Genomic DNA, 24,587 nt, shown 5'->3' with positions numbered 1-24,587 from the left:
GGAATAAGAGCAATAGTCTGAGATGACCTCGACTAATTCAATTTATTCTCTAATAAAATGTTGTTTTCCTGTTTTAACTAGCAAGGGCAGCGTCAGTAAAATGCAGATTTCCAAGGATGAGGAAATTCCAAATGAAAAAGCCCAACTTCTCTGTAAATCGAATAGAGAAAGTGAGCTTTTATCTTCATTAACGGCTAAGTCTTTCAGCTCAGCTATTTATTGAATTCATCAGCTGGTAGAAGTATTCAGGTTTATGAGTCTTGTTGAGGTTATACCATGAATGCAGTGCATCTGGTGCAAATACATCTAATTTTTTCAGTACTTCCATTGCAAATTCCAGAGGAGCGACTCCAGATGCCGTAACTAAATTCTTATGAGATACCGCAGGTCCTGACTTGTAGAACTTTTCTCCTTTATAACCAGGACATACCATTTTTGTGTAATCCAAATTATTAGTCGTGTGCTTTCTGAAATTTAGGTATCCCTTATCCGCAAGGGCATCAGTTGCACCACAAATGGCAGCAACAATCGTTCCCTGCGTTAAAGCCTGGCCGGCTCTTTCCAAAATAGGCTCATGAATTTCCTCACTCCAGGTAGTCCCTCCCGGTAAGATCAAAAGATCTTTTTCATCAAGAGTACATTCATCAAGGGAAATATCCGGTTTTATGTTAAGCCCTCCCATCGTAGTAATCATTCCTTTATCCGCTCCAACTGTAATCACGTTTAAAGGGGCCAGCCCTTTTGTGAAATACCTCCCCGAGTTTAGTTCTGCCATTAAATATCCATATTCCCAGTCCGACATTGTATCCATTACATATAGAAAAGCTCTTTGTGCTTGCATCCAATTACACTCCCATCACCATTGATACAGTCAGTATAAAACAACTTCCCTGACAGTTAACGTCAGGGAAGTGATCATTCTTGATAAAATCTTATTAATTCCGACAGAACTTCAATCATTCTTTCTTTAAGACTTGCCGGCTCAATAACTTTAAGAGATTTATTGTATGGTAAAAGTAAATAAGGTACATATGTATGTATCATCTCTTTTTCAAGAAGAAAAACGGCTTGATTGATAGTCCGTTCTTCTAAATAATGCCCTAAAAACCAATGCTGGCAAATATCATCCAATACACTTTTGTCCCCATTAATAACCAAAGACATTTCTTCCCTGTCTTCTATTGCAGGAAGGAGATTTTTTATGAAAAAGTCACGCGCTGAAAAATTTTCCGGCCGGTTAAACTTATTTTCAGTCAGATTAAGACTTTCAATCCGGTCTACTCTAAAACTGCGGATATCATTCCTAAGATGACAAAACCCAATCATATACCACTTATTATTCCAATAGATGATTCTGTAGGGATCGACCAATCGATCATGTAATTGCCTGCCGCCGCTTTTATGATAGAGAATATTGACTGAGTACCCGCCAGCTAAAGCCTGCTCCAGGTCCTTCAAAAAAGTTGCCATAGAGGGAGAACTTAACCGGCTGATTACTTCAAGACTGGTTACTTGCTGGTTTCTCTTTGTTTCCTGCTCTTGATTGGAGTATTTACTTAGTTTTGAAATGGCCCTATTGAGTGCTTCACCACCATAGTATCCGGCTTCTTCTGCAAACACCGCAGCATGGAATAGTGAAGTTTGCTCCTCAGTTTCAAAAAAAAGAGGCGCTTCAATGAAATTGTTCATTAAAGAATATCCACCGTTATGTCCTGGCTCTGAAATGATCGGTACGCCGCTTATGGAAATGGTATCAATATAACGATACACCGTCCTAATATTCATTTCTAACTTTTCTGAAATTTGTTGTGCAGTGATTTTTTCACCTGAACGAAGCATCCATAGAATTGCTAACATATTGTCCATTTTAGGCATATGATTCCACCTCTATCATTAATAACTGTCTACAATACCGATTATTTCAAATATAATTACTTCTTACAATGTCCGTCTCAGCAAAAAAGCACGATATTGAATTCTCGTGCCTAATTATGATTATACTATTCAATTTTCCGATGGCTCATTTCAATGAATGGTAACCATCAATCTAAGTAAAAGACAGCAGCGATAAAAATATACATATTACGGTTAATATGAAAAAGATACCAGAAATCCTAAGATTGCTTTGCATTTTTATTCCATAAGCACAAAAAAAGATCGCGGCCGCTAATTTAGAAAGGCCTGGAAAGTAATCAAAATCAGAAAAAAATGAACTGCTGAAGATGATTGAAAGAAGTAAAGTGCTAATGATCAGTGATTTAAACCAAAAAGGCTCACCAAGGAAATGTTTAATCATAAATTTAATACGTTGCACAACTGTACAACTCCCTTCCGTGAACGTTGAATCTAATTAAACATATGTTTATTTTGTTAAAACTTTACAATATTTCATGCAGGGATTCAGGTATTGATAATCCTACTCCCCCATGGTCACTGGAAGTTAATCGAGTTACTTGAACAAAGTGCGGCTGCCTGTTAAGCAACCGCCTTATTTATAACATCTGTTTGCAGGTTAATGTCTGAGCTTTAATAGTAAAATAACTTCAATTCCTTCAAGCATCTCGCCAGTATTGATGAATCCAAGTGACTCATAGAATCGAAGGGCGGGAAAGTTATCCGGCTCTGTTGAAAGACTGATATAATGGCAATCATCCTTTCTTTTTAGCATTTCAATGACTTGGTTCATCGCCTTTTTTCCATACCCCTTTCTCTGATAAGAGACATCGATCATAAACCTGGGAATCCAATGCTTCCGCTCTTCAATCTCCTTTGAGTCATATTCCGTCATCACAAACCCAATAACTTCTTCATCTAAATGTATTGCGTAAGGTGTGAAATTGAAATTCACTTTAGACTCTGCTATAGAGTAAGCATTAGGAGCGATTCGATCAACCTGATCCTCCGCCAGCTTGAGGTCGAGGCATGGATAGAGATTCTTCTCAGTTATTTCCCGGATTGATATTTGTGCCATATATATTCTCCTCTAATCAAGAAATTTTTTAACTCAGCACTTCTTTTGCACAAGCACTGCATAACAATCAATCTATCCTTCAAACTACATACTTATTAAAAGGCTGTTTTCGCATATATTGCTGCTTTCGGTACAAAGGGTTTACTCTCGAAAAAGAACGAGCAGCTCTTTTCTTTCCTGCTCACAGGGGTTTTTACGACGATTTACCAGGATATTAATTGAAATTTATATTGAATAGCAACAAAGTTTACGAAAACAGCCTATTAAAAACAAATAAAAAAATCCCACCCCCAAGACATGTGTCTTGGGGACGAGATTTTCATCGTGGTGCCACCCCATTTTATTAATATGTCGCCATATTAACCTTATCAGGTACAGCAAATATACACTTTGCTTATACCCTTCCTCTATAACGGGAGTACCCGTCACACCATCCCTTAGTAAGTTCCAATGTGATGCTCTGAGGCTTGCTTCAATAATGCACCCCTGCTCCTTTTCACCAATCGGAGCTCTCTGGGAAGGATACTTACTACCTACTCTTCTCTTCATCGCATATAAATATTATCTAATATTATCCAATATTCGATCAATTATGTAAATGGTCAATCAAAAAATCATCAAAACTCGTCATGATGTCCTTATTTTCCTTATTTCCTGCCTTTTCGTTCTAAAAAGATAGGAGAGACATTCAGTAAAATAGAGGCAATCGTCAAGAACCAAAATGCCCTTGCCATGCCAGGTATGACATCAGATAAAGCCGCCCAATCTTCCGCTTCTACCCAATTCGTTAGATAACTGTAGTCTGCACAAATTGTCAATGCAGTAAATGACAGACCCATTGCCATGGCAAGCTTGTAATCCTTTCCTGCCTTATACAGATAAAGATTAATAAAAGTTGCTGCAATCGCGATAACCCCAAATACAATCCACATACAATTCCCCCTCTTATTCATTCTTCTTTAAATAGTAACCTATAAAACATATTTTTTCTAGTTAGCTCAAATTGCCCTGACCCCAACTATCATTATTTAATTTTATTTATTTCCTTTCTTTGTTGAAATACATCAAATGCTGTTCCGATAGCAGCTGAAAACATAACAACTATTATTCCTGAGTTTTCATTCAGATATCCTGATTGATCCAGTACACTTATGACAATGAATGCAATCGGTAAGAGAAATAGTGCAAATTTAATTTTCGGAGTCACTTCAACCTAAACCTCCTTAATGCCTTTGCTTCTTTGCATGTACGATTGCTTGAATAAGCGCGGCTACATATAAATTAAAAACACCATATGATGGTTGATTCAATTTAAGATTTTGCAGAAAAAGCATGTTGAGTCCTTTTTAAGGATTCTCCAATGATTCCTGTACTCGAAAGTGAATATCCTATGAAAGCACCGATCATATTCAAGATTAAATCATCTATATCAAAGCTTCCTCTTCTTGTTAACAACTGTATCAGTTCAATGGTTAACAACAGTACAATCATAGAAACAGTAAACATGCTTACCCTGTTCAAACTTCTAATAAAATACGGTAGGTAGATCCCCATTGGCAAGAATAACAAAAGATTACCAACCAGATTTTTGATAGGAATATTCATATTCATTGTCCCATCAAATATAGCAGAAACATAGGATGTAATGGTTTTGAAAGGTATAAAATTCGATGAGCTTTTTATATATTCATACAACGTAAGATCCGTATAAACATTGCCCCTGAGTGACCCCAGAAATAATATAACAATCAGTGCCAATAAATAAAAAATAAAGCTAATATTAAAACCAATCTTTTTTATTTTTTGCATATCTTTCTCCTGTCTCTGCTGCATTTTCCAAATTTCCACTATTGTTTAAACGACTTAAAGAACTGAAGATTTCACCCATTACTTTTCTTGTACCCATTGCAGCACCCATTTACTATTTTTGATTCTTCCTTAAATACAGACGATTGCTAATCAGATTAAGTTTCGGTTTACGCCAAAATTCTGCACTGTTTTTCGGACCTCACAATAAAAAACCTGAATATTGTGGATGCTGAAATAAAGTGGACAGTAAATTAATTCCTTTTTATGGTATTATTATCTTGTGAATATTCAAAAAAGGAGAGGATGAATTGCTATTACATACAGAGGTCTTTGGTAAAGGAGATCCCCTAGTCTTCCTTCATTCAGGGTTACACACCGGTTTAACGGACTTTGAATATCAAAGGGGTCATTTCAAGAAGAATTTCAGAGTGTTATGTCCAGATTTAAGGGGCCATGGGAAATCCCGGGAGAATGATCTTTCAAATTACTTCGAAGATTGTGCTTCTGATTTGGCAGAAACGCTGGAACACTACAACCTTGAAAGAGTTCATCTTGTGGGATGTTCACTGGGAGCATTGGCAGGATTGAAGTTTGCCAAGATGTTCCCGGCTAAAGTTATATCTTTAACTGTATCAGGAATATTTACCAAGAAGCCGGTTAATTGGGCTGAGATGAATAATGCACAGGTGGAAGAACAAAAGGAATTTCTTCTTAAAGATGAAAAAACTGCAGCGTATTTTGATAACCTGCATACCACCGATTGAAGGCAATTCATTTATAAGGGAATGGATGAAAATTGGTATCCATTTAAAGACACTACAGACATTACAGATATTTCTTCACCTCTACTTTTGCTCGTTGGGGAAGGTAATGAGTATGAAACGGCAGGGGTACAAACCTATCCGGAATTTTCTGAGCAGGTACATATATCTGTGATTCCTTTCGCATCTCATCTAGTTCACTCTGAACAACCCGAGCTTTACACAAAAGTACTGGAACTGTTCATTGAGAAAATCTCAACGGAATAATAATTTAATAAACGTAAAAAAACAGCCGTTTCATGCCGAAAAGGTTGTTTTTTACGTATATTATTAAACAATCCCCCCTGTTAAAACTCAATAAATGAAACAGCCAAATTCCAAAGAGCATGCGCCAGAATCGGGACCCAGATATTCTTAAACCGAATGGCTAAAATACCGTACCCCATTCCCATCCAAAAGAATGCAAAAGGATCATGATGGAGGAGCGCAAACAAAATGGATGATACAATTAGCATGAGATATTTCACTTTATGATCTGGTACTAGTAATAATAATCCTCTATAAAGGAACTCCTCTTGGATCGGAACCAATATGACCACAATAAACAGTAATTGCAAATAATCCCCGGGATCAAGTGGAAAGAGTCGAATCTCCGCTATGGTGATAAATCCGGTTGATTGCATGATTATATAAATGGCGATGATTGTGGCAGAGGTCCATACGTAACTTTCCTTCGCTTTCAAAGGTTCAGTGGAAAATAAATAGTAGTATTTCTTTCCGATCGTCAGTAGTAAAGTCAACAGAAACAAAATCACGATTATACGATTTTGGACTTTATGCCGCCCTGTAAATTCTGGCAAACTGTCTTGGATAAAGGTCAGTTGGGGTATGATTACGCTTTCCAATAAAAAGGCGAGCAGGTATAACCCCATAAGCTGAAGAGTTTTTAATAAAAAGGTTTTGGTTCCTGAATTTTTCATATATACATCATCCCTGCCACTGATTTCAGCAAACGAGTTCAGCTCTTTTCCCTGAACTTGTTCAGATAGCCTCTTCAATCTCCCTGGTAATCATCCAGTTCCCATCGATTAAACACCAATTTTCTATCGTGAACAATCTTGCCAGGACTTCCTCATCTTTACTAACCATTTGTTCGTAGAAAACAACAGCATTCATTTCATCCCTTAAGCGTATGATCCGGTTCTGGAATTTCTTCCTTGCCCTTAATAGTGCCTTACAGACTGTTGCATCCCGCTAACCGCTGCTTGTCTGTTAAATTAATGGGATTTGGCAATTCCTTTTATAAAAAGTCTGGTTTCGCAGAGATTGTTCTATTTACCTTTTCTCCACAAACTGGAAAATCCCTTTTAAAATTATAAAAAGGGCAGCAACCAGAGACTGCATTAGCAGGTCTCCCGTTACTGCCCTGTATTGATAATAGAACCTTCTCTATTTCAGCGACAACTTTCCGCACTCATTCAGCAAGCCTTCGTATACTTTTTTATCAGTCGGATTAAAGTCGATATCCTTGTACACGATCTCCCCATTTTTATCGATTAAATAACAGGAGCGTACAGCCACTTCGTCTTTTTCATTGAACACGTCATACTTTTTGACTGTCTCTTTATGCCAGTCCGACAACAGAGGAAATGGCAGGGTTCCGAGGCTCGCTTCGAACACATTATGCGAGAAAATATGGTCGACACCGATGGCCAGAATTTCAGTATCGGTGTTTTTAATTTCTTCGTAGTCCCCTTTCCAAGAGGTCAACTCGGTAATTCAGCCAGGGGTGAAATTGAGAGGGTAAAAAGCAAGAAGGACATTCTTCCTCCCTTTATAATCCGATAACGAAATCTTCTCTTTCCTGGTAGATGAAAGATGAAAATCGGGTGCTTTATCACCTAGTTCAAGTGCCATATCATATCCCTCCAATCCGTGCATAACTCTAAAGAACACCTAAAGATGCCCTCTCTCATACTCTTCCCCTTGGTCAGAGTATAAAACGTTTCGATGCTCTACATTACATTTTGTTTTTTCTAAATAAATAAAAGACAAGAATGATGAAGACCAGGGGAATCAAATACGGGACCAAACTGAATAAGGATACCTCAATGACCGAATTCATTATTTCTCTCCTTTAGACATTTGCTTTAGGTATAGTATACAATCCAGCGCTTCCTATTTGTACAAGCATGGCAGGAAGGCTTGAATATACTATAGCAGCACGTTGATAGCGGATCAGTTCCATTTCTACAAAAACTTATTCAGGAATGTCTTTAAACAGATGATTCTGTTTTATTATTTACGATATATTTTCGGAATTCTTATTTACGAGTCTTTAAATAAAATGAAAGAGTGATAGAAATGAGCAAAAATAATGACAGCCGGCATGAACCGGCGTTGAAGGAATTTTATCGAACGCATCAAAATGGCGATTACGCAGCTGCCGGTGTAAGCCTGAGGGATAGCAGCACTGCCAGGGTCCTGATTCCCCTGCCTCCATCTGTTACCATTACTAAAGCATTTCTTTACTGGATGGCCATGGAGAAAGAATCTACCTATAGCAATAGAGGATATATAAATGATTCACCATTTGAAGGGACGCTTATTTCCAGCACAAGAAGCCTATGCTGGCCAAGAGAAGTGACCCATTACTTCCGTGCGGAGGTCTCCTTTAGGAACATCAGCAGAAACAATAAGCTGCAAATAAATCCCGGCGGCGGTGATTCCATTCTTGAAGGAGCCACCCTGGTTGTCATCTATTCTCATGAAGATCTTCCGGAGAAGACCATCATTATAAACGATGGCGGCGCGGTACTGCCCTCATCAGCTGCAACTTCTTTTTCACGATTTCTGGTTTCCAACACACCGGAAGCCAAGACAACCTTTATCGTCGGGGATGGACAGTCCTATAGGGATCGAGCCTATTTCAATGAAGCACAAGTTGCGGGACCGGATGCATTTCCGGGAGGGGACGGACCCTTTTGGGACACGCTTACGGTCGATGTCAGTGATTTGCTTCATCCAGGAGATACGGAAGCCATAGCTTCCATTGTATCCAAAGATGATTGCTTGGGCTGGATCGCCCAGGTATTTTCCGTAACTCAGACATGCCCTCCTTGTGATAATGAAGCCGTATTATCACTTACCTTCGTTGTTAGTGAACCCTGGACTCTTGAAGTCACCGGTACGCCGGGAGTGGATGTTTCAAAAATCAGCCAGATCATACAACAATGCACTAGTTACGCAAACGTTCCAACCCCCTGCGGAGAACTCAAGGGTTCCGAAGTACCCATTTATGCTTTGAAGGCAGAAGGGATTGCCGATGTGTTTGTCGATGTAATAGACACTCAGACAAATGAAACGGAAACAATAGAATTCACTTTGCAGATTGATAATGTTCTTTGCTACCGGACCACAAAGGAATGGCTTCCGAATGATTTCTTTGACTCCAGTACTGCCGAGGCTTACATTACCACCAGACCTACCCCAGTTGGCACAACAGTGGCGATGATTGTGATAAAAGTTATTCTTCCGGTGTGCTAGAGTCTACTGCCTTAATAGAAGGCTGTTTTCGCATATATTGTTGCTTTCGGAAAAATCCCAGGTGCCGGATTTTTCCCCTGAATTCAGAGGTTTTTCTCTCAAAAAAGAACGAGCAGCTCTTTTCTTTCCTGCTCACAGGGGTTTTCACGGCGATTTACCAGGATATTAGTTGAAATTTATAGTGAATAGCAACAAAGTTTACGAAAAGAGCCTAATAGAAACGGAGGACAGCTGACATACGGGCTGTGCTCTTTTTTTTGTTGGAAAGGATCACCGTGCGGTCTCTGTTCCACCAGGTGGTACCTCATATGGGCTGCCTTCCCTTGTCATCACTCGCCTTTACTGATTTTCCCTTTTTATATCAAAAAGAGCCGGATAAGCAATTTATGCTTACCCAGCTCTTTATTCACCATAAATCAAGAAGACATAAATCCTCCGCCATTCACATGAATGAACTGCCCGGTCATGTAGGCTGAACCTTCAGAGGCAAGCAGGATATAAGGTTCCACTAAGTCAGCAGGCTGGCCCGGACGGCCAAGAGGGGTAGAAACCCCGAACTCTTCCTGTTTTTCCTTCGGCATCGTCGCCGGGATAAGCGGTGTCCAAATCGGGCCTGGTGCCACGCCATTCACTCGGATTGCTTTCGGAGCGAGCTCCTGGGCAATCGAACGAGTAAATGAAACGATCGCTCCTTTTGTGGATGTGTAATCAATCAGCGCTTGATTCCCAACATACGCATTGATGGATGCTGTGTAAATCAAGCTGTCGCCCTCTGTTAGATGAGGGATTGCGGCTTTCGTAAGATGAACCATTGAGAAGAAGTTGACATCGAACGTCCGCTTCAATTGTTCGGCACTGATATCCAATACACTTTTCTTCACTTCCTGACGCGCCGCATTATTGACAAGGATATTCAGTTTACCGTGGTGTCCGATGACTTCCTCTATCAATTTGAAACAAAAATCTTCGTCAGCGATATCACCAGCATGCAGGGTACACTTGACGCCTTCCTGCTCGATGCGCTTCTTCGTATTTTCAGCATCCTCATGTTCATCCAGATACGCAATGGCTACATCCGCGCCTTCTTTCGCGTACCCAATCGCAACGGCTTTTCCGATCCCGCTGTCTCCGCCTGTAATCAAAGCCACTTTTCCTTTTAATTTTCCTGATCCGACATGGGTCTCCAATTCATAAACCGGAACTGGATCCATTTCCTTCTCTACTCCAGGCTGCTCGGATTGTGTTTGAGGAGTAACCCCGTCTGATAACAATGTCTGTTTGTCTAATTCACTCAATCATGACGCCTCCTAAAAGTTTTGAATTTACTATAGTACTATATTTAAAATTCCTTTTTTACTTGGAGGTTAAACATCATTTTAGGAACCAACATGTAATATAACATTACCTATCCCATAAAACTTGGTGTAAAGGCATTTACACATGGTAAAATAATGTCAAAAGGAGGTGTTGAAAATGGGAGAAGCATTGCATGTGATCCTGAGGGAAATCAAGCAAGGGCAAAAGATGATGAGTGATATGAATGAAAGGCTTATGAATGTAGAGCAAAAGTTGATGCCTGAGTTGAATGGAAAGCTTTTAAATATTGATACGACGGTAAACAGAATCGAGGCTGCTCAAACTGAAGATGTTATTGGATTGCTGAAAACCCGCAGAAAATATACTGACACTGAATTTGACTACCTGCACAGCAGGCTTACTCATATGGATAAACGGCTTTATCAATTAGAAAAGCGGGATGGAAGATAAATCATAACTACTGACTTCGAACACTTCCCCCCGCTGCTTTAGCTACCCTTCCATAAACCAATAACGACAACACACCCGACACTACTACACCGTCATCCTCCAACTGGATGCGGCAAGCCAATTTTCTTTCTCTTTATAGTCCGGCATGATTTTACCGACTAGCCGCCAGAAGGATCTGTCATGATTGAGATGGCTCATATGACACATCTCGTGGATGACCACATAGTCAATGACTTCTAGCGGAGCCATGGCCAGCTTCCAATTGAAGGTCAGCTTCCTTTTTGCATCACAGGTCCCCCATGTTGTGGAGCTGTCTGTGATCCGGATGGAGTGCGGTTTTGATTTGAAGTGATGCTGGTGCACGGCGATCCTTTTCTCTACTAACGCTTTACACTGTTGGTAATAGAATCGTTTCAAAGCCTGCTTGATCCGATCATCCTCCAACTCCTTGACATAGACATGCAGCACCTTATCATCAAATCTGATATTATCTTTCGGAATAGACGAATCCTGATGGAACTGGATAGGATAGACCTTCCCTAAGTACAGAAACTGTTCTCCGGGGACATAAGCCTTTTCCTGGGGACCATTCAGGCGGTCCTTCCTTTCTTTGGAATTCTGCAGAATAGCATCCCAATGATCCTCTACTAATCGAAGGATTTTGCCATCAGCAGTTCCTCTAGGGGCATGTACCTCGACATCCCCATAACTGTCAATATAAATACCGATGGATTGCCGGTTCTTGTATTTAACCTCAAAATGTATCGTATCTCCTGAAAAAGTATGATTCATGATTTATCCCCTGTATCTGATCGTTAATCCTTTTAAGAAATTCCTCGCATACCGGTCACCGCACACCTGGTAATTCTTGTGGCCTTCTCTTCGTAAAATGGCGCCGATTTCCCCTTTGGTCACTGTAACCCCGGCATCCTGCAATATCTCAATCAAATCTTCGCTTGTCAACGAAAGTGCGATTTTCACTTTCTTCAGCAGAAGATTATTCACGTGTTCATAAGAGATCGCCGGACGTTCAGGCTGCCCCGGCTTCGGTTCCTGCGGTCCTCTTTTATATGTAATAAAACCATTTAAGAAAGACTCAAACATTTTATCATCACATGCTATATGATTTTCCGTTACAGCAAGATCGTCTTCTGATTTTGTCAGCACCTTCATCACTTCTTCTTTAGTCAACTCTATGCCGCCAAGCTTGAAGATTTCCACCATTTCCGTATTCTTTATATCCAATGCATATCGTAAGCGGATCAATATATCGTTATTATCTATATTCATTTGATAGACCTCCTGTTAGTTGAACCAGTTTTTTAAACAAACACTGAAATACTAGCTTACCACTTTAGCCGCCGTGGTACATAGCATGAATTGCAAGCCATTGAGGCTGCCTTCAACTATTCTGCCTTTTGTGCAGACTATCCATCCAGATTTTCGTCCACACTCTATTCAGTGGCCGAACATATTATAAGTAACAACTCTCTCAATTTATGGGGTGTTGTTTACTAGTTTTGACCTGTATATAAAAGATACACTTTTTCATTTGGTAAAAAGAAAGGAATGGATATAAATTGTCAAAAAAGAAGAATGTAACCATTCAGGAGAATTTTAATGTGAACTGCAGTGATCCAAATAACAGGTCACTTATCTTAACAATCAATCAACCATGTGATGGTGAAGCACGTCTATACTTTGAAGATTTAACAGAACCCGGATTTTACAGAATCCTAGCAGCGAATGGCAACAGCGCTTGTCCCATGGTTCTGATAATAGAAGCAGCAAATGGCGCTACTATTGAGCGTACGGTTCCCTACCGCCAAGCTATTTATATAGAAAATTTGAAACGAATCTATGTCGGTAGTGCAGAGAATTCAGATGGCATTTGTGCTGGAACGATCAATATCGATAAAACGTTCGGTTTCTGCTGAGGGAAAGAGCGTAGAATGCTACAACGAAAAAAATCGGAAAGGAGAAATATAATGACGGGTAAGCATGCAAAAGAATCCAATCAAAACTATACTTTCAATAATAATTGCGTTGACCCTATTAACCGTTCGGTGAATATCCCGCTGTCCCAGCCTTGTAACAGTGCAGAACAGCTCTATTTTGAAGATCTCACGTACACCCCTGGTTCATACCTGATCACTGTTTCGAATAATACCGTTTCATGCAGCTTGATCGTGATCGTTGAATCATTTAACGGACAAACCACCGAACGTACAGTCCTTCCAAATGCCAGCATCGGTTTTCTGGAAGAAGATGTTCAAGGTATTTCAATCAGATGTGAAGGAGATTCCGAAGCAGTCTGTACAGGAAATTTGAGTGTAAGCAAGTATTTCCGCTTTTGTGTTGAGGAGGTTTTGGATGAGGATAATTGCCTGGATAGCCCTTGGTTGAAGGTTGGAAGCAGTGAAGATTTATTAAAATTTGTGGAGTCTCTTAAGAAACACCTGTGAATTTCAAAACGGCTCAAGGTCCGTTGAGCCGTTTTATAGTTGTATCGGTTTCAGGTACAATGCAACGTATATACTTGTTTACATAATAATATTATGTTAATCTTAATTGCTTTTCTTCCATTCCACTAAATAATCATCCAGGACCTTCTTCAGTTCCTGCCCGATCTGAGAGTATGCCTTATCCTCCAAATTCGCAAGCGACACACGGATCGACCACTCCGGTGCCATAAATCCCTCACCGCTCATCAACACGATTGATGACCTTTCAGCCAGACGGTACAAGATGTCCACGGGTTTATAGTGAGTCTGCAAGTACTCAAGGAACCCCTCTTCGAAATGCAGCTTGCACCAGATTTCCAAATCAATTTCTGTATAATAGTCTGCATCATTCGGCAAATGCTTCTTCGGCAGTCCCAGTCCCTCGTATAATAACACCATTCTTCGCGTTAAAATATCATTCGTTTTCTTCTTGTATTTGTTCTCCTTATCGAGCATGGCAAAAATCGAAAAGAGCGCCATCTGGATTTGCTGCGGAGTCGATAATCCAGCCGTATGGTTAAGCGCTACGTCACGGCTGTCCGCCACAATCCGGTCGATGAATTTCAGCTCAGCAGGATCCGGTGTCAGTGAAGAGTACCTTATATTCAATTCATTTCTTTTTTCTTCCGGCAGTTCTTTAATCAGCTTATCAAACACATTGTTTTCATTGATCGCGATGGTTCCCAAGCGCCAGCCCGTCACCCCGAAGTATTTTGAAAAGGAATATACGCCAATAGTATTATACGGAAGGTCCACCATGAGCGAACGGAACCCTTCCACAAATGTTCCGTAAACGTCATCTGAAATGATCATCAGGTCAGGGTTATGTTCTTTTACAATATCGATGATCTTCTCAACCGATTCCTTGTTTAACGCAACAGAAGGAGGATTGCTCGGATTCACCACAAAGAGCGCCTTGATATCCTTGTCCTTTAATTTATCCAACTCATCTGCAGGATACTGCCAGGTATGATGGCCTTCCTCGTCAAACTCCGTCGCCCTGATCTTGACCAAATCATATGCATTATTCGGGAGTTCGGGAATTTCTATGTATGGGGGAAAGATCGGGACCATCAAAGCAATCTTCGACCCTCTTGGCAGCAGGTGATTTTTATAAAAGGTTTCAAAGATATAGCACATCGCAGCGGTGGCCCCTTCGACTGCAAATAAATCAAAATTCCCGCAGCCCGTAACTCCGGAACACATTGCCTTCAATAGAAAGTCATGGACAACCTGTTCAGTCCTGACGAGCATCCGATCAGGATTGGGATAGTTATCGCCGATAATCCCGTCCACCAATTCATAAAGCCAGGCATCAGGCTCGAATTGTTTTGTGTGAATCCCGTAATCAACGATGTCTTTCAGAAGATGGATGCCCGGAGTTTGCTGATGCTCCTTCACATAATGGCTGAACCGTTCAGCCATACCTGTCCGGGAAGGCATTCCGGCCAAATCCCCCTCATCCCACACCCTTCTCGATTCTGTAATGGCAAACTGCCCAAGAGCAAAAAAAGCTTCCCGGGGAGCGGCAGCAATCCAATTGGGATTCCCCCTGCCAGCGTCAAGCATCGACCTTGTCATCCTCTTTTTCCCAGTCGCAAGATCGATCAGTTCATCCTTCAATTCAAACGGACTGATTTTCTCCAGCTTTCGGCTTTCTTGCTGCGGATCCTTCATCCTAATCTCCTCCTAAAATATGGCGTTATCATAAGAAGAATATTCCTCAATGGGACAGAGAATATGAAAGTATAATTAATTGAGGAAATATCAGGAATTTAGTATCATTATGGTAAAATAAGTTAAAAAACAGTCCTTTAACTGACGGGTATCTGCATAGACCTGGTTATGGAATGGAAATTCATTTTTAACTTGGTGGTTAGGCTGGAAACACAAGGTTACAGACCGTGGCTTCGTTTATAACCATCTGTTTTGGCGACAATTACTTGGTTATAAAATGTAAACCTGTTTATAACCTGGTGTTTGGGCCGGAAACACATGGTTATAGACCGTGGCTTTGTTTGTAACCTGGTGTTCACACCAAAATCACATTTTTTTAAAATGTAAACCCGGCAAAAACCAGGTGAATAAGTCAGAGTGTTTGTTTGGCCAACAAAAAGTTACCCCAGAGAGTTTGAATAAGGCAAATTTCCTAACTAAAAAATGCGAATAATTATAAAGGAGAGCGAAACGTTGGATACTTTTAATATCATACCTATTCTTCTAGCTGCATTTGTGTATTTGATTCCAAGCATCATCGCCAAAACTAAAAACAAACATAATAAAATCAAGATTTATTTTATTAACTTCTTCTTGGGCTGGCTCTTGTTTGGATGGTTTGCAGCATTATATTTATCGCTGAAAAAGGATGACCGTGATCATCCGTTGGCAGTAAAAAAGTTAAAGGTTTAAAAGCTAAATCTACACTTTGGATTTAAAAGGATAAGGGGCATTTTCTAGAACGGGAATGCTCCTTTTTTCTTGGCAATTCATATAAATTGACAATCATCATCCAAAAGATACACTATACCAGCGATACTCCAGTTTCTTTGTAAAACCTAAATTTTCTGCAATGGAAACAGAGGGTTTGTTGACCTCCATGCAATCCCAGTAGGGAGTCAGGCCTTGCTCAAGGCAATCCTTGACAAAAGCATGAGCCGCTGCCTGTCCAAGTTTTCTTCCCCGATGGTGTTCCAACGTTTCAATGTCTATTCCATGAACAGATCCCGCGACTACTCCTGAAAAACAGATGCTTGCAATTTCATTCCCACCAATTACGATATATCCGATGCCCTCATTCAAAAAAGCCTCCAGTGACGGCCAGAACTCCAAGATTTTTGAATGCAGAAAATTTTGGTTGTCATAGGGGGCATTCAAGGTTTCCCTTGTTATTTTGACCACGTCATACCCTTGCTCCAAAACAGGTTCATCCTGCTTTCTGTAATGGTTCTTCTGCAGCTGATAGACTCTCTGGTTGTAGCCAGTGATATTTTCGCCAAATACGATTTTGAAGGTCGCATCCCAAGCCGGATGATCACCGATTGCTTCAAAGGAGCTCATTCCTTGTTTCCTCGCTTCAGGTTCAATTGCCCTTTTGAAATAATCGTATAATCCTGTATTAAATTTCTCATTGTTCTCGTCCCCGATAAAAATAAAACCATTATTGCTTCCCAGCCAAATAAATCCCGAAGCAGGAGACGCAGCGTCATCTGTAAAAATACGTCCCGGGTGCGTCCCTTCAATGACTGCTTTTGTTTCTAAGAGGCTGTTGTCAGATAGTATGTTTTTGCACTTGCCAAATTCAGCATGTTTCAATTCTAAAATCATCTGTCATCATCCTCTCACTATTAATCAAGCAAATTCGTTTTACTGTATTTACACCAGTCCGCACCGCTCCAATGTCCAATAAGCATGCGCAGCAACCAGGTCCCTGCTGTCATTCTTCAGTATACTCACCTTCTCTTCAGTCCGGTCGATATGTCCCCAGAGAGTATGGGGCACATGTTTTTCACACACGAGTATGACATCCGCCTGATTCAGCTTTCCGCTCAGCAAGTCATAGTTTTCCTCATAAGGATTATGTATAGTAACAGTGCAGCCGTGATTCTCCAATCTTACCTTATAGTCACTGAGGAATCTTGCGCCGATCAAGAGTACATGATAGTTCCCGAACGCGGCAAACGTTCTTTTTCTCGTTTTGGTTTTGATGGGGAGGACGGATCCTTTCTCTTCCCTATCAGGCAGTTCCAAAGTGAAAAGCTTTGTGAGAACTGCCTTCCCTTCAACAATCACTGCTCTTGCGGGACTTTCATTCCTGGCCTGCATGTCCCAGGAAAGAGGATACTTAAAAGGAAATTCATTTTCAGCAAGGTCGACAAAGAGCCACTCCCCTCTTTGCTCTACAAGATAGCCAAGCCTTTCTTCTTCAGTCGATGAGGAGGCATCCCCTCTTTCAGTCATCTTTCGGCTCCGATGCTTCAGCAATCCCGAACGCCTCATCAAAATATGGAATACATTATGCTTTCCTCTGTAAAAGTAGCGAAGATTTTCAAGGTTGATGAATGTCTCCAGGACATTAAGCAACTCGGGGATTTGTGCGGGGGTCAAATTTTCTTTCATGGCCTTCACAAGATAACTTGGATCCTTCAGCTTTTTCTCCTCCAGTTTATACTGGTCCAGCTCTTTCGAAAGCTTGTCGATATCCTGTTTCATCCCGCCATATTCCTGGTCCTTTAATAAATCATAATTCTCAAGTTTTTGACGGTATTCCTGGTTGCTGGCTCTCAAATGCTTGACCTGGTTTGCCAGATCCGCCAATTTATTTCCGCTCTTATTCTTTTTGAGTTTCTCAGTCTGAAGTTGTTCTGCTACCCGTTCTGCCTGAATCCTTTTGTCCGTTTCCACATCCAGCTGCGCTTTAAGGGCTTGCTGTTTCTCCATCTGATGCTTTCCGGTTTCATGAAGTTCCCGCCGCAGTTCCCAGTTCTCTTGCTTGAGGACAGATTCCCTGTCCCGGACAGCCATCAGATCCTTCTGCAGCTGCTTCGTGAACCTTTTCTGCTCCTCCTGCCTTTTCTGGAGTTTCCTTAATTGCGATTGAAGCTGCTTCCTCAGCTTTCTTTCTTTTTCGTCATTTCGATTGCAGCTTGAATCCAAAGGAAGCCTGGCTTTCTCACCTTCCGCTTTCTTCACCTGTCTCAAAAGCGTTGCCGTCCTTTTGCTTCTTTCCTGCTTCTTTAACTCCAGTTTTTCCGTCAAGCTTTTCTTCTGTGACCGAAAATCCATCTCTCCCCCTCCAAACAAACTTGATTTATATAGTAAAATAATACCATATTCCTATCTCAATAGTTAACTGAAGAGTGAGAAAAATGCTTACCAAAATGAAAAACAGGCAGTAACCAGGATGCATCACCCTCGGATATTGCCTGCAATCTATCCAAACTGATCTTTGCCCTATCGATGCTGATCGATCAAAATCGGGTTACCGTCTGGATCTTCCAACGTGATAAAGGCTGGCCCCTCTGTCGAATCATCCGCTTCCTTGATGAGGTCTACCCCTTCTTCCTTCAGCTTCTTTTGCAGGTCACGGACATCCGTAAAATTCTTCAGATTCTCAGCATTGCCATTCCATCCCGGATTGAACGTCAACATGTTTTTCTCAAACATCCCTTGAAACAGGCCAATTACCGTTCCCTCATTCTTCATGATCAGCCATTTTTGCTCAATGTCTCCGCCTAATGCCTTAAAGCCCGGCTTCTCGTAAAATTCTTTCGACCGTTGAATATCCTTGACACTTAAACTGACAGAAAATGCTCCAAGTTCCATATTGATTCCTCCATTTGTTTGGTTATCTTTCAAGGGTTTCCTAACTAATCGTATCCTTTCCCACCTAAGTCCACTCTTCTAAGGTTCTTTCCTCTACTAATCGTACCTATTCGAACCATGGTCTCCTCTTTTATGGGCACGTTTCTTCCCTAATCTTACCCTTTCATAACAAGGTCTCCTTCTTTAAGGGTACGTTCCTCTACTAATCGTACCTCTTCAGTTCAGGTTTCCCTTCGAAGTGGCACGTTTCACAGCTAATCGTACCCTTCACATCTGAGTCCACTCTTCTAAGGGCACGATTCACTCATATTCGTACCCCTTCAAACGCGGGACTCCCCTTCTATAGGCACGTTTCTTCCCTAATCTTACCCCCTCATAACAAGGTCTCCTCCTTTAAGGGTACGTTCCTCTACTAATCGTACCCCTTCAGTTCAGGTTTCCCTTCAAAGTGGCACGTTTCACAGCTAATCGTACCCTTCACATCTGAGTCTACTCTTCTAAGGGCACGATTCACTCATATTCGTACCCCTTTAAACGCGGGACTCCCCTTCTATAGGCACGTTTCTTCCCTAATCTTACCCCTTCATAACAAGGTCTCCTTCTTTAAGGGTACGTTCCTCTACTAATCGTACCCCTTCAGTTCAGGTTTCCCTTCAAAGTGACACGTTTCACAGCTAATCGTACCCCTTCACATCTGAGTCTACTCTTCTAAGGGCACGATTCACTCATATTCGTACCTATTCGAACCATGGTCTCCTCTTTTATGTGCACGTTTCTTCCCTAATCTTACCCCTTCATAACAAGGTCTCCTCCTTTAAGGGTACGTTCATCTACTAATCGTACCCCTTCAGTTCAGGTTTCCCTTCGAAGCGCACGTTTCACAGCTAGTCGTACCCTTCACATCTGAGTCTACTCTTCTAAGGGCACGATTCACTCATATTCGTACCTATTCGAACCATGGTCTCCTCTTCTATAGGCACGTTTCTTCCCTAATCTTACCCTTTCATAACAAGGTCTCCTCCTTTAAGGGTACGTTCCTCTACTAATCGTACCCCTTCAGTTCAGGTTTCCCTTCAAAGTGACACGTTTCACAGCTAATCGTACCCTTCACATCTGAGTCTACTCTTCTAAGGGCACGATTCACTCATATTCGTACCTATTCGAACCATGGTCTCCTCTTCTATAGGCACGTTTCTTCCCTAATCTTACCCTTTCATAACAAGGTCTCCTCCTTTAAGGGTACGTTCCTCTACTAATCGTACCCCTTCAGTTCAGGTTTCCCTTCAAAGTGACACGTTTCACAGCTAATCGTACCCTTCACATCTGAGTCTACTCTTCTAAGGGCACGATTCACTCATATTCGTACCCCTTCAAACGCGTGACTCCACTTCTAAAGGAATGTTTCTAAATTAATATTAATCCTTAGCAATAACCCCTTCTACAAGTTTATTTCTTATAAAAATTCACCAATATCTATCACTTCTACTATTCTTCTGCTAAACCTTCTAGTAAATAGAAATAATAGCAAATTCAATTGGGTGAGCGGTCTCTGGGGAGCAGCTATACAGTCCATTACACTCTTATTAAATCAAATAGAGCCGCCTTGGATACTCATTCTTTTTCGTATATGTACTATAGGGTGCAGCATCAGTATGGTGATTTTTTTTACGGAGAATTACTGTTATGAAAAGCAGGGGTGAAAAAAGGACAGATCGCCTGTCCTTTTTCTAGCCATATAATGATCCTTATACAAACTCACAAAACAATAACCAGTAACATGGATTCAGCGGAAGGTTTGGCGGAACGGGTATTAAGGATGCACGATATCCGACAATGAAACTTATTGGAACAGTTGCAGAAGCCCAGCCAGCTGCAAAAGATTCTATCGCAATTGTATTACCTGTACTGAAAATATCAGTTGTGCCCAGGTAAAAAGCATCGATACCGGCAAGTCCCTTACCAGCGGTATTCTGCACGGAATTTCCGTAAATAGCGATGAATTTAAAGAGGTTGAGGTATGCCCCATTCAGCAACACAGGAACATTTCCTTCGAATATGGTTGTATTTCCGATTATATACAATCCAAAATTCTCACCAGTGAACTCTTCCATAACAAGAAGGTGCCTCAGCTCAAAAGGAGATGGCAATTGTGTATTATTTCTAATGATTAAATCCCCCCTAAGGCTGCCTCCACTTACACTAACATTCGAAATATTGATGAATCTGCATTGTGTAACACCCGAATCAGAGACAAAAGTATTGGAATCAATAATACTCTGCCCTGCAGTTGAAGAAATACTGATATACCGATACCCGTTCCCTGCAACCGCACCTGGTGCATAGGTGAAATCACAATCTTTGATCTGAAATTCGGTGGCAATCAGCGTAACACCGAACTCACAAACTGAGATAGCACCATTATCGACGTAAATACCGGTGGCTGACAAATTATTCACTCTTATAACGGTCTCATTGCTCGTTGATCCCATGAAATTTTGAATGATGGTCATGTTGCGTATAACCACATTTGAAACTGTTACATTAAACATAAATTCAACCGCTGGTGTCGTGGTGATTACTGTGGTCACACCTTTTCCTTGCCCTTCAATCGTTACCGATTTGTTAACAAGTAAACTGGCAGTAATAGTAAACGTTCCAGCGTCGAGTAATATCCTATCTCCATTCACGGCGGCAGTTAGAGCGGCTTGAATCGTTGTAATGGGTCTGGCAGGGCCTACCAATATGGTATTGCCTGTTGGAGCAGGGACAATTCTGTTATCTGGTGGAACCGGCTGCTGTTCCTTATAAAAGGTATTACCAGTGGAAGTATCAATATAAATATCACCTAAATTGCCTAATGCACAAGATGGAGCACCCACTCCTGTCAGTACCGGTGTTCCTGCGGGTCCCTGAACTCCTGTGGCTCCCTGTGGTCCGGTTGCTCCTTGTGGTCCGGTTACACCTTGAATTCCTGTGGCGCCTTGAGGCCCGGTTACACCTTGAACCCCTGTTGCACCTTGTGGACCTGTGGCTCCTTGAGCTCCTGTTGCCCCTTGAGTACCGGTTGCTCCTTGGGCTCCAGTTGTTCCTTGTGGGCCAGTAGCTCCTTGGGCTCCCGTTACACCCTGTGGACCGGTCGCACCTTGAACCCCTGTTGCACCTTGTGGACCCGTGGCTCCTTGTGGACCTGTGGCTCCTTGTGGACCTGTGGCTCCTTGTGGACCTGTTGCTCCCTGAGCTCCCATTGCTCCCTGAGGTCCCGTTGCTCCTTGGGCTCCTGTTGCTCCTTGGGCTCCTGTTGCTCCCTGGGGGCCAGTATCACCGTGAGTACCGGTTGCTCCTTGGGGACCCGTAGCCCCTTGAACTCCTGTGGCACCTTGAGGACCTGAGACTCCCTGGGCTCCAGTTGCCCCTTGAGGTCCCGTTGCTCCCTGAGCTCCTGTTACACCTTGAGGTCCCGTCGCTCCCTGAACTCCTGTAGCTCCTTGGGGACCGGTTGCTCCCTGAGCACCTGATTATCCTTGAGGACCTGTTGCTCCCTGAGGTCCCTGTGCACCGTTTTCAGCACCCAATATCTCAGAAGACACAAGTCGATGAGCTGCAACGATTTGGCCCACCGAATTTTTTCCCCAAACCGAAATTTGCACATCCTCTTCAGCAGCTCCCTCGATGGCAAATACATATTCAAATCCATCAAAATTCGCATAAAAGGTTCTGGTAATCACTGCATTCGGCAAGACATTCTGCGTTTCCAGAACATATAAGACACGGGAGCCATCAAGATAGTAGCCTTGAATAAGAATGGTGGCAGTATCACTTGAACTGCGGTTATCAATCTTCACCGTTACCTGTGTTGTAAGCCTTTGCCCGTTGGAGGGGTTGTTGGCTATTGGACCAGTTGAAAGTATAGACATACTCTTCTTTCCTCCTTATTTTAGAATCTACTTATATGGAAAGGTAAGAATAAAAGAATGAAACAAAATGCCCCCTCCATATCCATAGTTGTTCTATAGTATTCGAATCTTTTATAAGATGCTTGGGTACAAGCAACGAATGAAGTAAATCGGGTATTAAGAGTCTTGAAAATTTATGAAAAAAGATCACTTCTATATAAAAGTGATCACAAAATGATTATTTATATCCAATGCTCTATTTTTACTTTGTAAAAACTTGGGTTTCTTAGAATTTGATTATATTCACAAAATTATTTATAGAGTCTGCTGAGGTTATATTTGATTGTGTTATCACTAGAGTTCTCAACGTATAGACTACATTTCCAATGGTGGGTGGTGTATCTACATAAGTGCTGGAAACAATGAATCTTTGAATTCCTGCAGCTGCCAGGGAGCGATTCAGTGTTCTTGTTGAAATAAGTGTACTACCCCTATATAGGAGGAAATTAATAGTTATATTATTATTTGCAGTTGCATTGGTTTGTAATGCTGTTGTGTAGTCAACTTTAATGTTCTGTCCGGCTGTAACAGAAGTACTAGGGACAGTGGCAATTATTGTTTCGGTAAAAGGAGCGGTAACATCTACTGGGACAGTGGCAGTGTTATTTACAAAAGCCAGTACAGTTGAAGATAAACCACCCTGCGGACCCGTGGCCCCTTGAGGACCCGTCGCTCCTTGGGCTCCCGTTACACCCTGTGGACCGGTTGCTCCTTGTGGGCCGGTCGCTCCTTGAACTCCGGTGGCACCTTGTGGACCCGTTGCTCCCTGCGCTCCAGTTATTCCTTGTGGACCCGTCGCTCCTTGGGCTCCTGTCACTCCTTGAGCACCCGTTACCCCTTGAGGACCTGTTGCTCCTTGTGGACCCGTCGCTCCTTGGGCTCCCGTTACACCCTGTGGACCAGTCGCACCTTGAACCCCTGTTGCACCTTGTGGACCTGTTGCTCCCTGAGCTCCTGTCGCTCCTTGTGGACCTGTTGCTCCTTGGGCTCCTGTTGCTCCCTGAGGTCCCGTCGCACCTTGTGGACCCGTGGCTCCCTGGGCTCCCGTTGCTCCTTGAGGACCAGTCGATCCTTGTGGTCCGGTTACACCTTGAACTCCTGTTGCTCCCTGTGGTCCCGTGGCTCCTTGAACTCCAGTTGCTCCTTGTGGACCCGTCGCTCCTTGGGCTCCCATTACACCCTGTGGACCGGTCGCACCTTGAACTCCGGTGGCTCCTTGTGGACCCGTAGCACCTTGAACTCCGGTGGCTCCTTGTGGACCCGTAGCACCTTGAACTCCGGTGGCTCCTTGTGGACCAGTTGCTCCTTGGGCTCCTGTTGCTCCCTGAGGACCCTGAGCACCGCTTTCAGCTCCTAATAACTCAGAAGACACTAGACGATGCGCGGCAACGACTTGTCCAGCCGGATTTTTTCCCCACACAGATATTTGCACATCTTCTTCAGCAGCTCCCTCGACTGAAAAAACATATTCAAATCCATCAAAATTTGCAAAAAAAGTTCTGGTAACCACTGCATTCGGCAAGAGATTCTGCAATTCCAGAACATATAATACACGTGTACCATCAAGATAGTATCCTTGAATAAGAACGCTGGCAGAATCACTGGAACTGCGGTTATCAATCTTGACAGTCACCTGGGTAGTCAGCCTTTGCCCATTGGAGGGGTTGTTTGCTATTGGACCTGTTGAAAGTATGGACATACTCTCTTCCTCCTTATCTTTAGAATCTACGCATATGGAAGGGTTGAATAAAGTAATAAAAATATGTCCCTTCCATATCCATAGTTGTTCTATATTATTCTAGTCTTTTAAATGATGCTTGATGCTTGGTATCAGCAACGAATAGAGTAAATATCGTATTTATAGAACTAAAGATTCGATTCTTCAACTCTTTTTCAGGAAGAAGGTAAAGTATTAAGTGGCTTAAAAAGGACCTTGATTATCCAGGAGTGATAA

At 42.0% G+C, this 24,587-nt stretch carries 26 protein-coding genes, 1 pseudogene and 1 other annotated feature; of the genes and pseudogenes, 7 read left to right on the top strand and 20 right to left on the bottom strand.

Annotation, left to right across the window (positions count from 1 at the left end; translation table 11 throughout):
- Window positions 1-208: 208 nt before the first annotated feature.
- The 7 genes from D3H55_RS16615 to D3H55_RS24415 all read right to left on the bottom strand — a co-directional run bounded on the left by D3H55_RS16615 (window position 209) and on the right by D3H55_RS24415 (window position 4,889).
- Entirely contained in the window at window positions 209-841 is a 633-nt protein-coding gene (locus tag D3H55_RS16615; RefSeq protein ID WP_119548439.1) for a type 1 glutamine amidotransferase family protein, read from the bottom strand.
- Between the two features lie 74 nt (window positions 842-915).
- Window positions 916-1,875 (bottom strand): helix-turn-helix transcriptional regulator, encoded by a 960-nt coding sequence (locus D3H55_RS16610; protein ID WP_119548438.1) that lies wholly within the window; start codon window positions 1,873-1,875, stop codon window positions 916-918.
- Between the two features lie 637 nt (window positions 1,876-2,512).
- A complete protein-coding gene (locus D3H55_RS16605) occupies window positions 2,513-2,971 on the bottom strand; it encodes a GNAT family N-acetyltransferase (RefSeq protein ID WP_119548437.1) in 459 nt (152 codons plus the stop codon).
- A 303-nt stretch (window positions 2,972-3,274) separates the two neighbouring features.
- Window positions 3,275-3,529 (bottom strand) — a binding site (T-box leader).
- An 89-nt stretch (window positions 3,530-3,618) separates the two neighbouring features.
- On the bottom strand, window positions 3,619-3,903 hold the full coding sequence (locus D3H55_RS16600) for a hypothetical protein (protein ID WP_119548436.1): 285 nt from the start codon (window positions 3,901-3,903) through the stop codon (window positions 3,619-3,621).
- A 92-nt stretch (window positions 3,904-3,995) separates the two neighbouring features.
- A complete protein-coding gene (locus tag D3H55_RS16595; RefSeq protein WP_119548435.1) occupies window positions 3,996-4,178 on the bottom strand; it encodes a hypothetical protein in 183 nt (60 codons plus the stop codon).
- A gap of 104 nt (window positions 4,179-4,282) precedes the next feature.
- Entirely contained in the window at window positions 4,283-4,780 is a 498-nt protein-coding gene (locus tag D3H55_RS16590) for a VanZ family protein (RefSeq protein WP_119548434.1), read from the bottom strand.
- On the bottom strand, window positions 4,752-4,889 hold the full coding sequence (locus D3H55_RS24415) for a hypothetical protein (RefSeq protein WP_168413139.1): 138 nt from the start codon (window positions 4,887-4,889) through the stop codon (window positions 4,752-4,754). The genes D3H55_RS16590 and D3H55_RS24415 overlap by 29 nt, the downstream gene beginning before the upstream one ends.
- Window positions 4,890-5,088: 199 nt before the next feature.
- Here D3H55_RS24415 and D3H55_RS25025 point away from each other — a divergent pair, with 199 nt between their 5' ends.
- A complete protein-coding gene (locus tag D3H55_RS25025) occupies window positions 5,089-5,544 on the top strand; it encodes an alpha/beta fold hydrolase (RefSeq protein ID WP_240628616.1) in 456 nt (151 codons plus the stop codon).
- Window positions 5,545-5,565: 21 nt separating this feature from the next.
- On the top strand, window positions 5,566-5,808 hold the full coding sequence (locus D3H55_RS25020) for an alpha/beta fold hydrolase family protein (RefSeq protein ID WP_240628615.1): 243 nt from the start codon (window positions 5,566-5,568) through the stop codon (window positions 5,806-5,808).
- 80 nt (window positions 5,809-5,888) lie between these two features.
- Here the strand turns inward: D3H55_RS25020 and D3H55_RS16580 are convergent, their stop codons facing one another.
- From D3H55_RS16580 to D3H55_RS16575, 3 genes are all read right to left on the bottom strand, one after another.
- The gene (locus D3H55_RS16580) at window positions 5,889-6,521 is read right to left on the bottom strand and encodes a CPBP family intramembrane glutamic endopeptidase (RefSeq protein WP_136035738.1); all 633 of its coding nucleotides are present in this window, start codon (window positions 6,519-6,521) and stop codon (window positions 5,889-5,891) included.
- A 61-nt stretch (window positions 6,522-6,582) separates the two neighbouring features.
- Window positions 6,583-6,717: a hypothetical protein gene (locus tag D3H55_RS25300; protein ID WP_276310250.1), complete on the bottom strand. Its 135-nt coding sequence runs from the start codon at window positions 6,715-6,717 to the stop codon at window positions 6,583-6,585.
- Window positions 6,718-6,990: 273 nt separating this feature from the next.
- Window positions 6,991-7,458, bottom strand: coding sequence for a redoxin domain-containing protein (locus D3H55_RS16575; RefSeq protein ID WP_240628614.1), 468 nt, complete (start codon window positions 7,456-7,458; stop codon window positions 6,991-6,993).
- A 447-nt stretch (window positions 7,459-7,905) separates the two neighbouring features.
- On the opposite strand from D3H55_RS16575, the gene D3H55_RS16565 reads away from it, so the two are divergent.
- Window positions 7,906-9,087 (top strand): DUF3344 domain-containing protein, encoded by a 1,182-nt coding sequence (locus D3H55_RS16565; protein ID WP_119548430.1) that lies wholly within the window; start codon window positions 7,906-7,908, stop codon window positions 9,085-9,087.
- 416 nt (window positions 9,088-9,503) lie between these two features.
- On the opposite strand, the gene D3H55_RS16560 is transcribed toward D3H55_RS16565, so the two are convergent.
- Window positions 9,504-10,382: an SDR family oxidoreductase gene (locus D3H55_RS16560; protein WP_240628613.1), complete on the bottom strand. Its 879-nt coding sequence runs from the start codon at window positions 10,380-10,382 to the stop codon at window positions 9,504-9,506.
- A gap of 178 nt (window positions 10,383-10,560) precedes the next feature.
- Here D3H55_RS16560 and D3H55_RS16555 point away from each other — a divergent pair, with 178 nt between their 5' ends.
- A complete protein-coding gene (locus D3H55_RS16555) occupies window positions 10,561-10,854 on the top strand; it encodes a hypothetical protein (RefSeq protein ID WP_119548429.1) in 294 nt (97 codons plus the stop codon).
- 84 nt (window positions 10,855-10,938) lie between these two features.
- On the opposite strand, the gene D3H55_RS16550 is transcribed toward D3H55_RS16555, so the two are convergent.
- Both D3H55_RS16550 and D3H55_RS16545 read right to left on the bottom strand, forming a co-directional pair.
- Window positions 10,939-11,646 carry a M48 family metallopeptidase gene (locus tag D3H55_RS16550; protein ID WP_119548428.1) on the bottom strand — a complete coding sequence of 236 codons (708 nt, stop codon included), beginning with the start codon at window positions 11,644-11,646 and terminating at the stop codon, window positions 10,939-10,941.
- A gap of 3 nt (window positions 11,647-11,649) precedes the next feature.
- A complete protein-coding gene (locus D3H55_RS16545; protein WP_205685502.1) occupies window positions 11,650-12,144 on the bottom strand; it encodes a YehS family protein in 495 nt (164 codons plus the stop codon).
- 290 nt (window positions 12,145-12,434) lie between these two features.
- Between D3H55_RS16545 and D3H55_RS16540 the strand changes: the two genes are divergently transcribed.
- Together D3H55_RS16540 and D3H55_RS16535 are read left to right on the top strand one after the other, a co-directional pair.
- Entirely contained in the window at window positions 12,435-12,791 is a 357-nt protein-coding gene (locus D3H55_RS16540; RefSeq protein ID WP_136035734.1) for a hypothetical protein, read from the top strand.
- Between the two features lie 51 nt (window positions 12,792-12,842).
- Window positions 12,843-13,319: a hypothetical protein gene (locus D3H55_RS16535; protein ID WP_119548426.1), complete on the top strand. Its 477-nt coding sequence runs from the start codon at window positions 12,843-12,845 to the stop codon at window positions 13,317-13,319.
- 102 nt (window positions 13,320-13,421) lie between these two features.
- Here the strand turns inward: D3H55_RS16535 and aspD are convergent, their stop codons facing one another.
- Entirely contained in the window at window positions 13,422-15,035 is a 1,614-nt protein-coding gene (gene aspD / locus D3H55_RS16530) for an aspartate 4-decarboxylase (protein ID WP_119548425.1), read from the bottom strand.
- Window positions 15,036-15,548: 513 nt separating this feature from the next.
- Between aspD and D3H55_RS16525 the strand changes: the two genes are divergently transcribed.
- Window positions 15,549-15,767, top strand: a complete 219-nt coding sequence (locus D3H55_RS16525) for a superinfection immunity protein (RefSeq protein WP_240628612.1) — start codon at window positions 15,549-15,551, stop codon at window positions 15,765-15,767.
- A gap of 96 nt (window positions 15,768-15,863) precedes the next feature.
- On the opposite strand, the gene D3H55_RS16520 is transcribed toward D3H55_RS16525, so the two are convergent.
- From D3H55_RS16520 to D3H55_RS25290, 6 genes and pseudogenes are all read right to left on the bottom strand, one after another.
- Window positions 15,864-16,682 (bottom strand): GNAT family N-acetyltransferase, encoded by an 819-nt coding sequence (locus tag D3H55_RS16520; RefSeq protein ID WP_119548423.1) that lies wholly within the window; start codon window positions 16,680-16,682, stop codon window positions 15,864-15,866.
- Between the two features lie 48 nt (window positions 16,683-16,730).
- Window positions 16,731-18,140 carry a hypothetical protein gene (locus D3H55_RS16515; RefSeq protein ID WP_119548422.1) on the bottom strand — a complete coding sequence of 470 codons (1,410 nt, stop codon included), beginning with the start codon at window positions 18,138-18,140 and terminating at the stop codon, window positions 16,731-16,733.
- A gap of 168 nt (window positions 18,141-18,308) precedes the next feature.
- Window positions 18,309-18,680, bottom strand: a complete 372-nt coding sequence (locus D3H55_RS16510; RefSeq protein WP_119548421.1) for a VOC family protein — start codon at window positions 18,678-18,680, stop codon at window positions 18,309-18,311.
- Window positions 18,681-20,425: 1,745 nt separating this feature from the next.
- A complete protein-coding gene (locus D3H55_RS25295; protein WP_276310249.1) occupies window positions 20,426-21,925 on the bottom strand; it encodes a collagen-like domain-containing protein in 1,500 nt (499 codons plus the stop codon).
- 270 nt (window positions 21,926-22,195) lie between these two features.
- A complete protein-coding gene (locus tag D3H55_RS25540; protein WP_119548420.1) occupies window positions 22,196-22,594 on the bottom strand; it encodes a hypothetical protein in 399 nt (132 codons plus the stop codon).
- A gap of 661 nt (window positions 22,595-23,255) precedes the next feature.
- Window positions 23,256-24,332: pseudogene (locus D3H55_RS25290) on the bottom strand (collagen-like domain-containing protein); the annotation flags it as partial.
- Window positions 24,333-24,587: the final 255 nt, after the last annotated feature.

The organism is Bacillus salacetis (assembly GCF_003581585.1).
Classification (GTDB): Bacteria; Bacillota; Bacilli; order Bacillales; family Bacillaceae_B; genus Rossellomorea; species Rossellomorea salacetis.
Note: the sequence above shows the minus strand (reverse complement) of the source record. Positions and strands in the feature narration are given on the sequence as shown.

What these genes read in the sequence shown, in the direction of transcription:
- D3H55_RS16535 (WP_119548426.1), top strand. Translation starts at nt 12,843, where the DNA reads ATGACGGGTAAGCATGCAAAAGAATCCAATCAAAACTATACTTTCAAT.
- D3H55_RS25300 (WP_276310250.1), bottom strand. Translation starts at nt 6,717, where the DNA reads ATGAATGCTGTTGTTTTCTACGAACAAATGGTTAGTAAAGATGAGGAA.
- D3H55_RS16590 (WP_119548434.1), bottom strand. Translation starts at nt 4,780, where the DNA reads ATGCAAAAAATAAAAAAGATTGGTTTTAATATTAGCTTTATTTTTTAT.
- D3H55_RS16580 (WP_136035738.1), bottom strand. Translation starts at nt 6,521, where the DNA reads ATGAAAAATTCAGGAACCAAAACCTTTTTATTAAAAACTCTTCAGCTT.
- D3H55_RS25020 (WP_240628615.1), top strand. Translation starts at nt 5,566, where the DNA reads ATGGATGAAAATTGGTATCCATTTAAAGACACTACAGACATTACAGAT.
- D3H55_RS16545 (WP_205685502.1), bottom strand. Translation starts at nt 12,144, where the DNA reads ATGAATATAGATAATAACGATATATTGATCCGCTTACGATATGCATTG.
- D3H55_RS16550 (WP_119548428.1), bottom strand. Translation starts at nt 11,646, where the DNA reads ATGAATCATACTTTTTCAGGAGATACGATACATTTTGAGGTTAAATAC.
- D3H55_RS16605 (WP_119548437.1), bottom strand. Translation starts at nt 2,971, where the DNA reads ATGGCACAAATATCAATCCGGGAAATAACTGAGAAGAATCTCTATCCA.
- D3H55_RS16555 (WP_119548429.1), top strand. Translation starts at nt 10,561, where the DNA reads ATGGGAGAAGCATTGCATGTGATCCTGAGGGAAATCAAGCAAGGGCAA.
- D3H55_RS16600 (WP_119548436.1), bottom strand. Translation starts at nt 3,903, where the DNA reads ATGTGGATTGTATTTGGGGTTATCGCGATTGCAGCAACTTTTATTAAT.
- aspD (WP_119548425.1), bottom strand. Translation starts at nt 15,035, where the DNA reads ATGAAGGATCCGCAGCAAGAAAGCCGAAAGCTGGAGAAAATCAGTCCG.
- D3H55_RS25540 (WP_119548420.1), bottom strand. Translation starts at nt 22,594, where the DNA reads ATGTCTATACTTTCAACTGGTCCAATAGCCAACAACCCCTCCAACGGG.
- D3H55_RS16565 (WP_119548430.1), top strand. Translation starts at nt 7,906, where the DNA reads ATGAGCAAAAATAATGACAGCCGGCATGAACCGGCGTTGAAGGAATTT.
- D3H55_RS16520 (WP_119548423.1), bottom strand. Translation starts at nt 16,682, where the DNA reads ATGATTTTAGAATTGAAACATGCTGAATTTGGCAAGTGCAAAAACATA.
- D3H55_RS25295 (WP_276310249.1), bottom strand. Translation starts at nt 21,925, where the DNA reads ATGGGAGCTCAGGGAGCAACAGGTCCACAAGGAGCCACAGGTCCACAA.
- D3H55_RS16510 (WP_119548421.1), bottom strand. Translation starts at nt 18,680, where the DNA reads ATGGAACTTGGAGCATTTTCTGTCAGTTTAAGTGTCAAGGATATTCAA.
- D3H55_RS16515 (WP_119548422.1), bottom strand. Translation starts at nt 18,140, where the DNA reads ATGGATTTTCGGTCACAGAAGAAAAGCTTGACGGAAAAACTGGAGTTA.
- D3H55_RS24415 (WP_168413139.1), bottom strand. Translation starts at nt 4,889, where the DNA reads ATGGGTGCTGCAATGGGTACAAGAAAAGTAATGGGTGAAATCTTCAGT.
- D3H55_RS16615 (WP_119548439.1), bottom strand. Translation starts at nt 841, where the DNA reads ATGCAAGCACAAAGAGCTTTTCTATATGTAATGGATACAATGTCGGAC.
- D3H55_RS16610 (WP_119548438.1), bottom strand. Translation starts at nt 1,875, where the DNA reads ATGCCTAAAATGGACAATATGTTAGCAATTCTATGGATGCTTCGTTCA.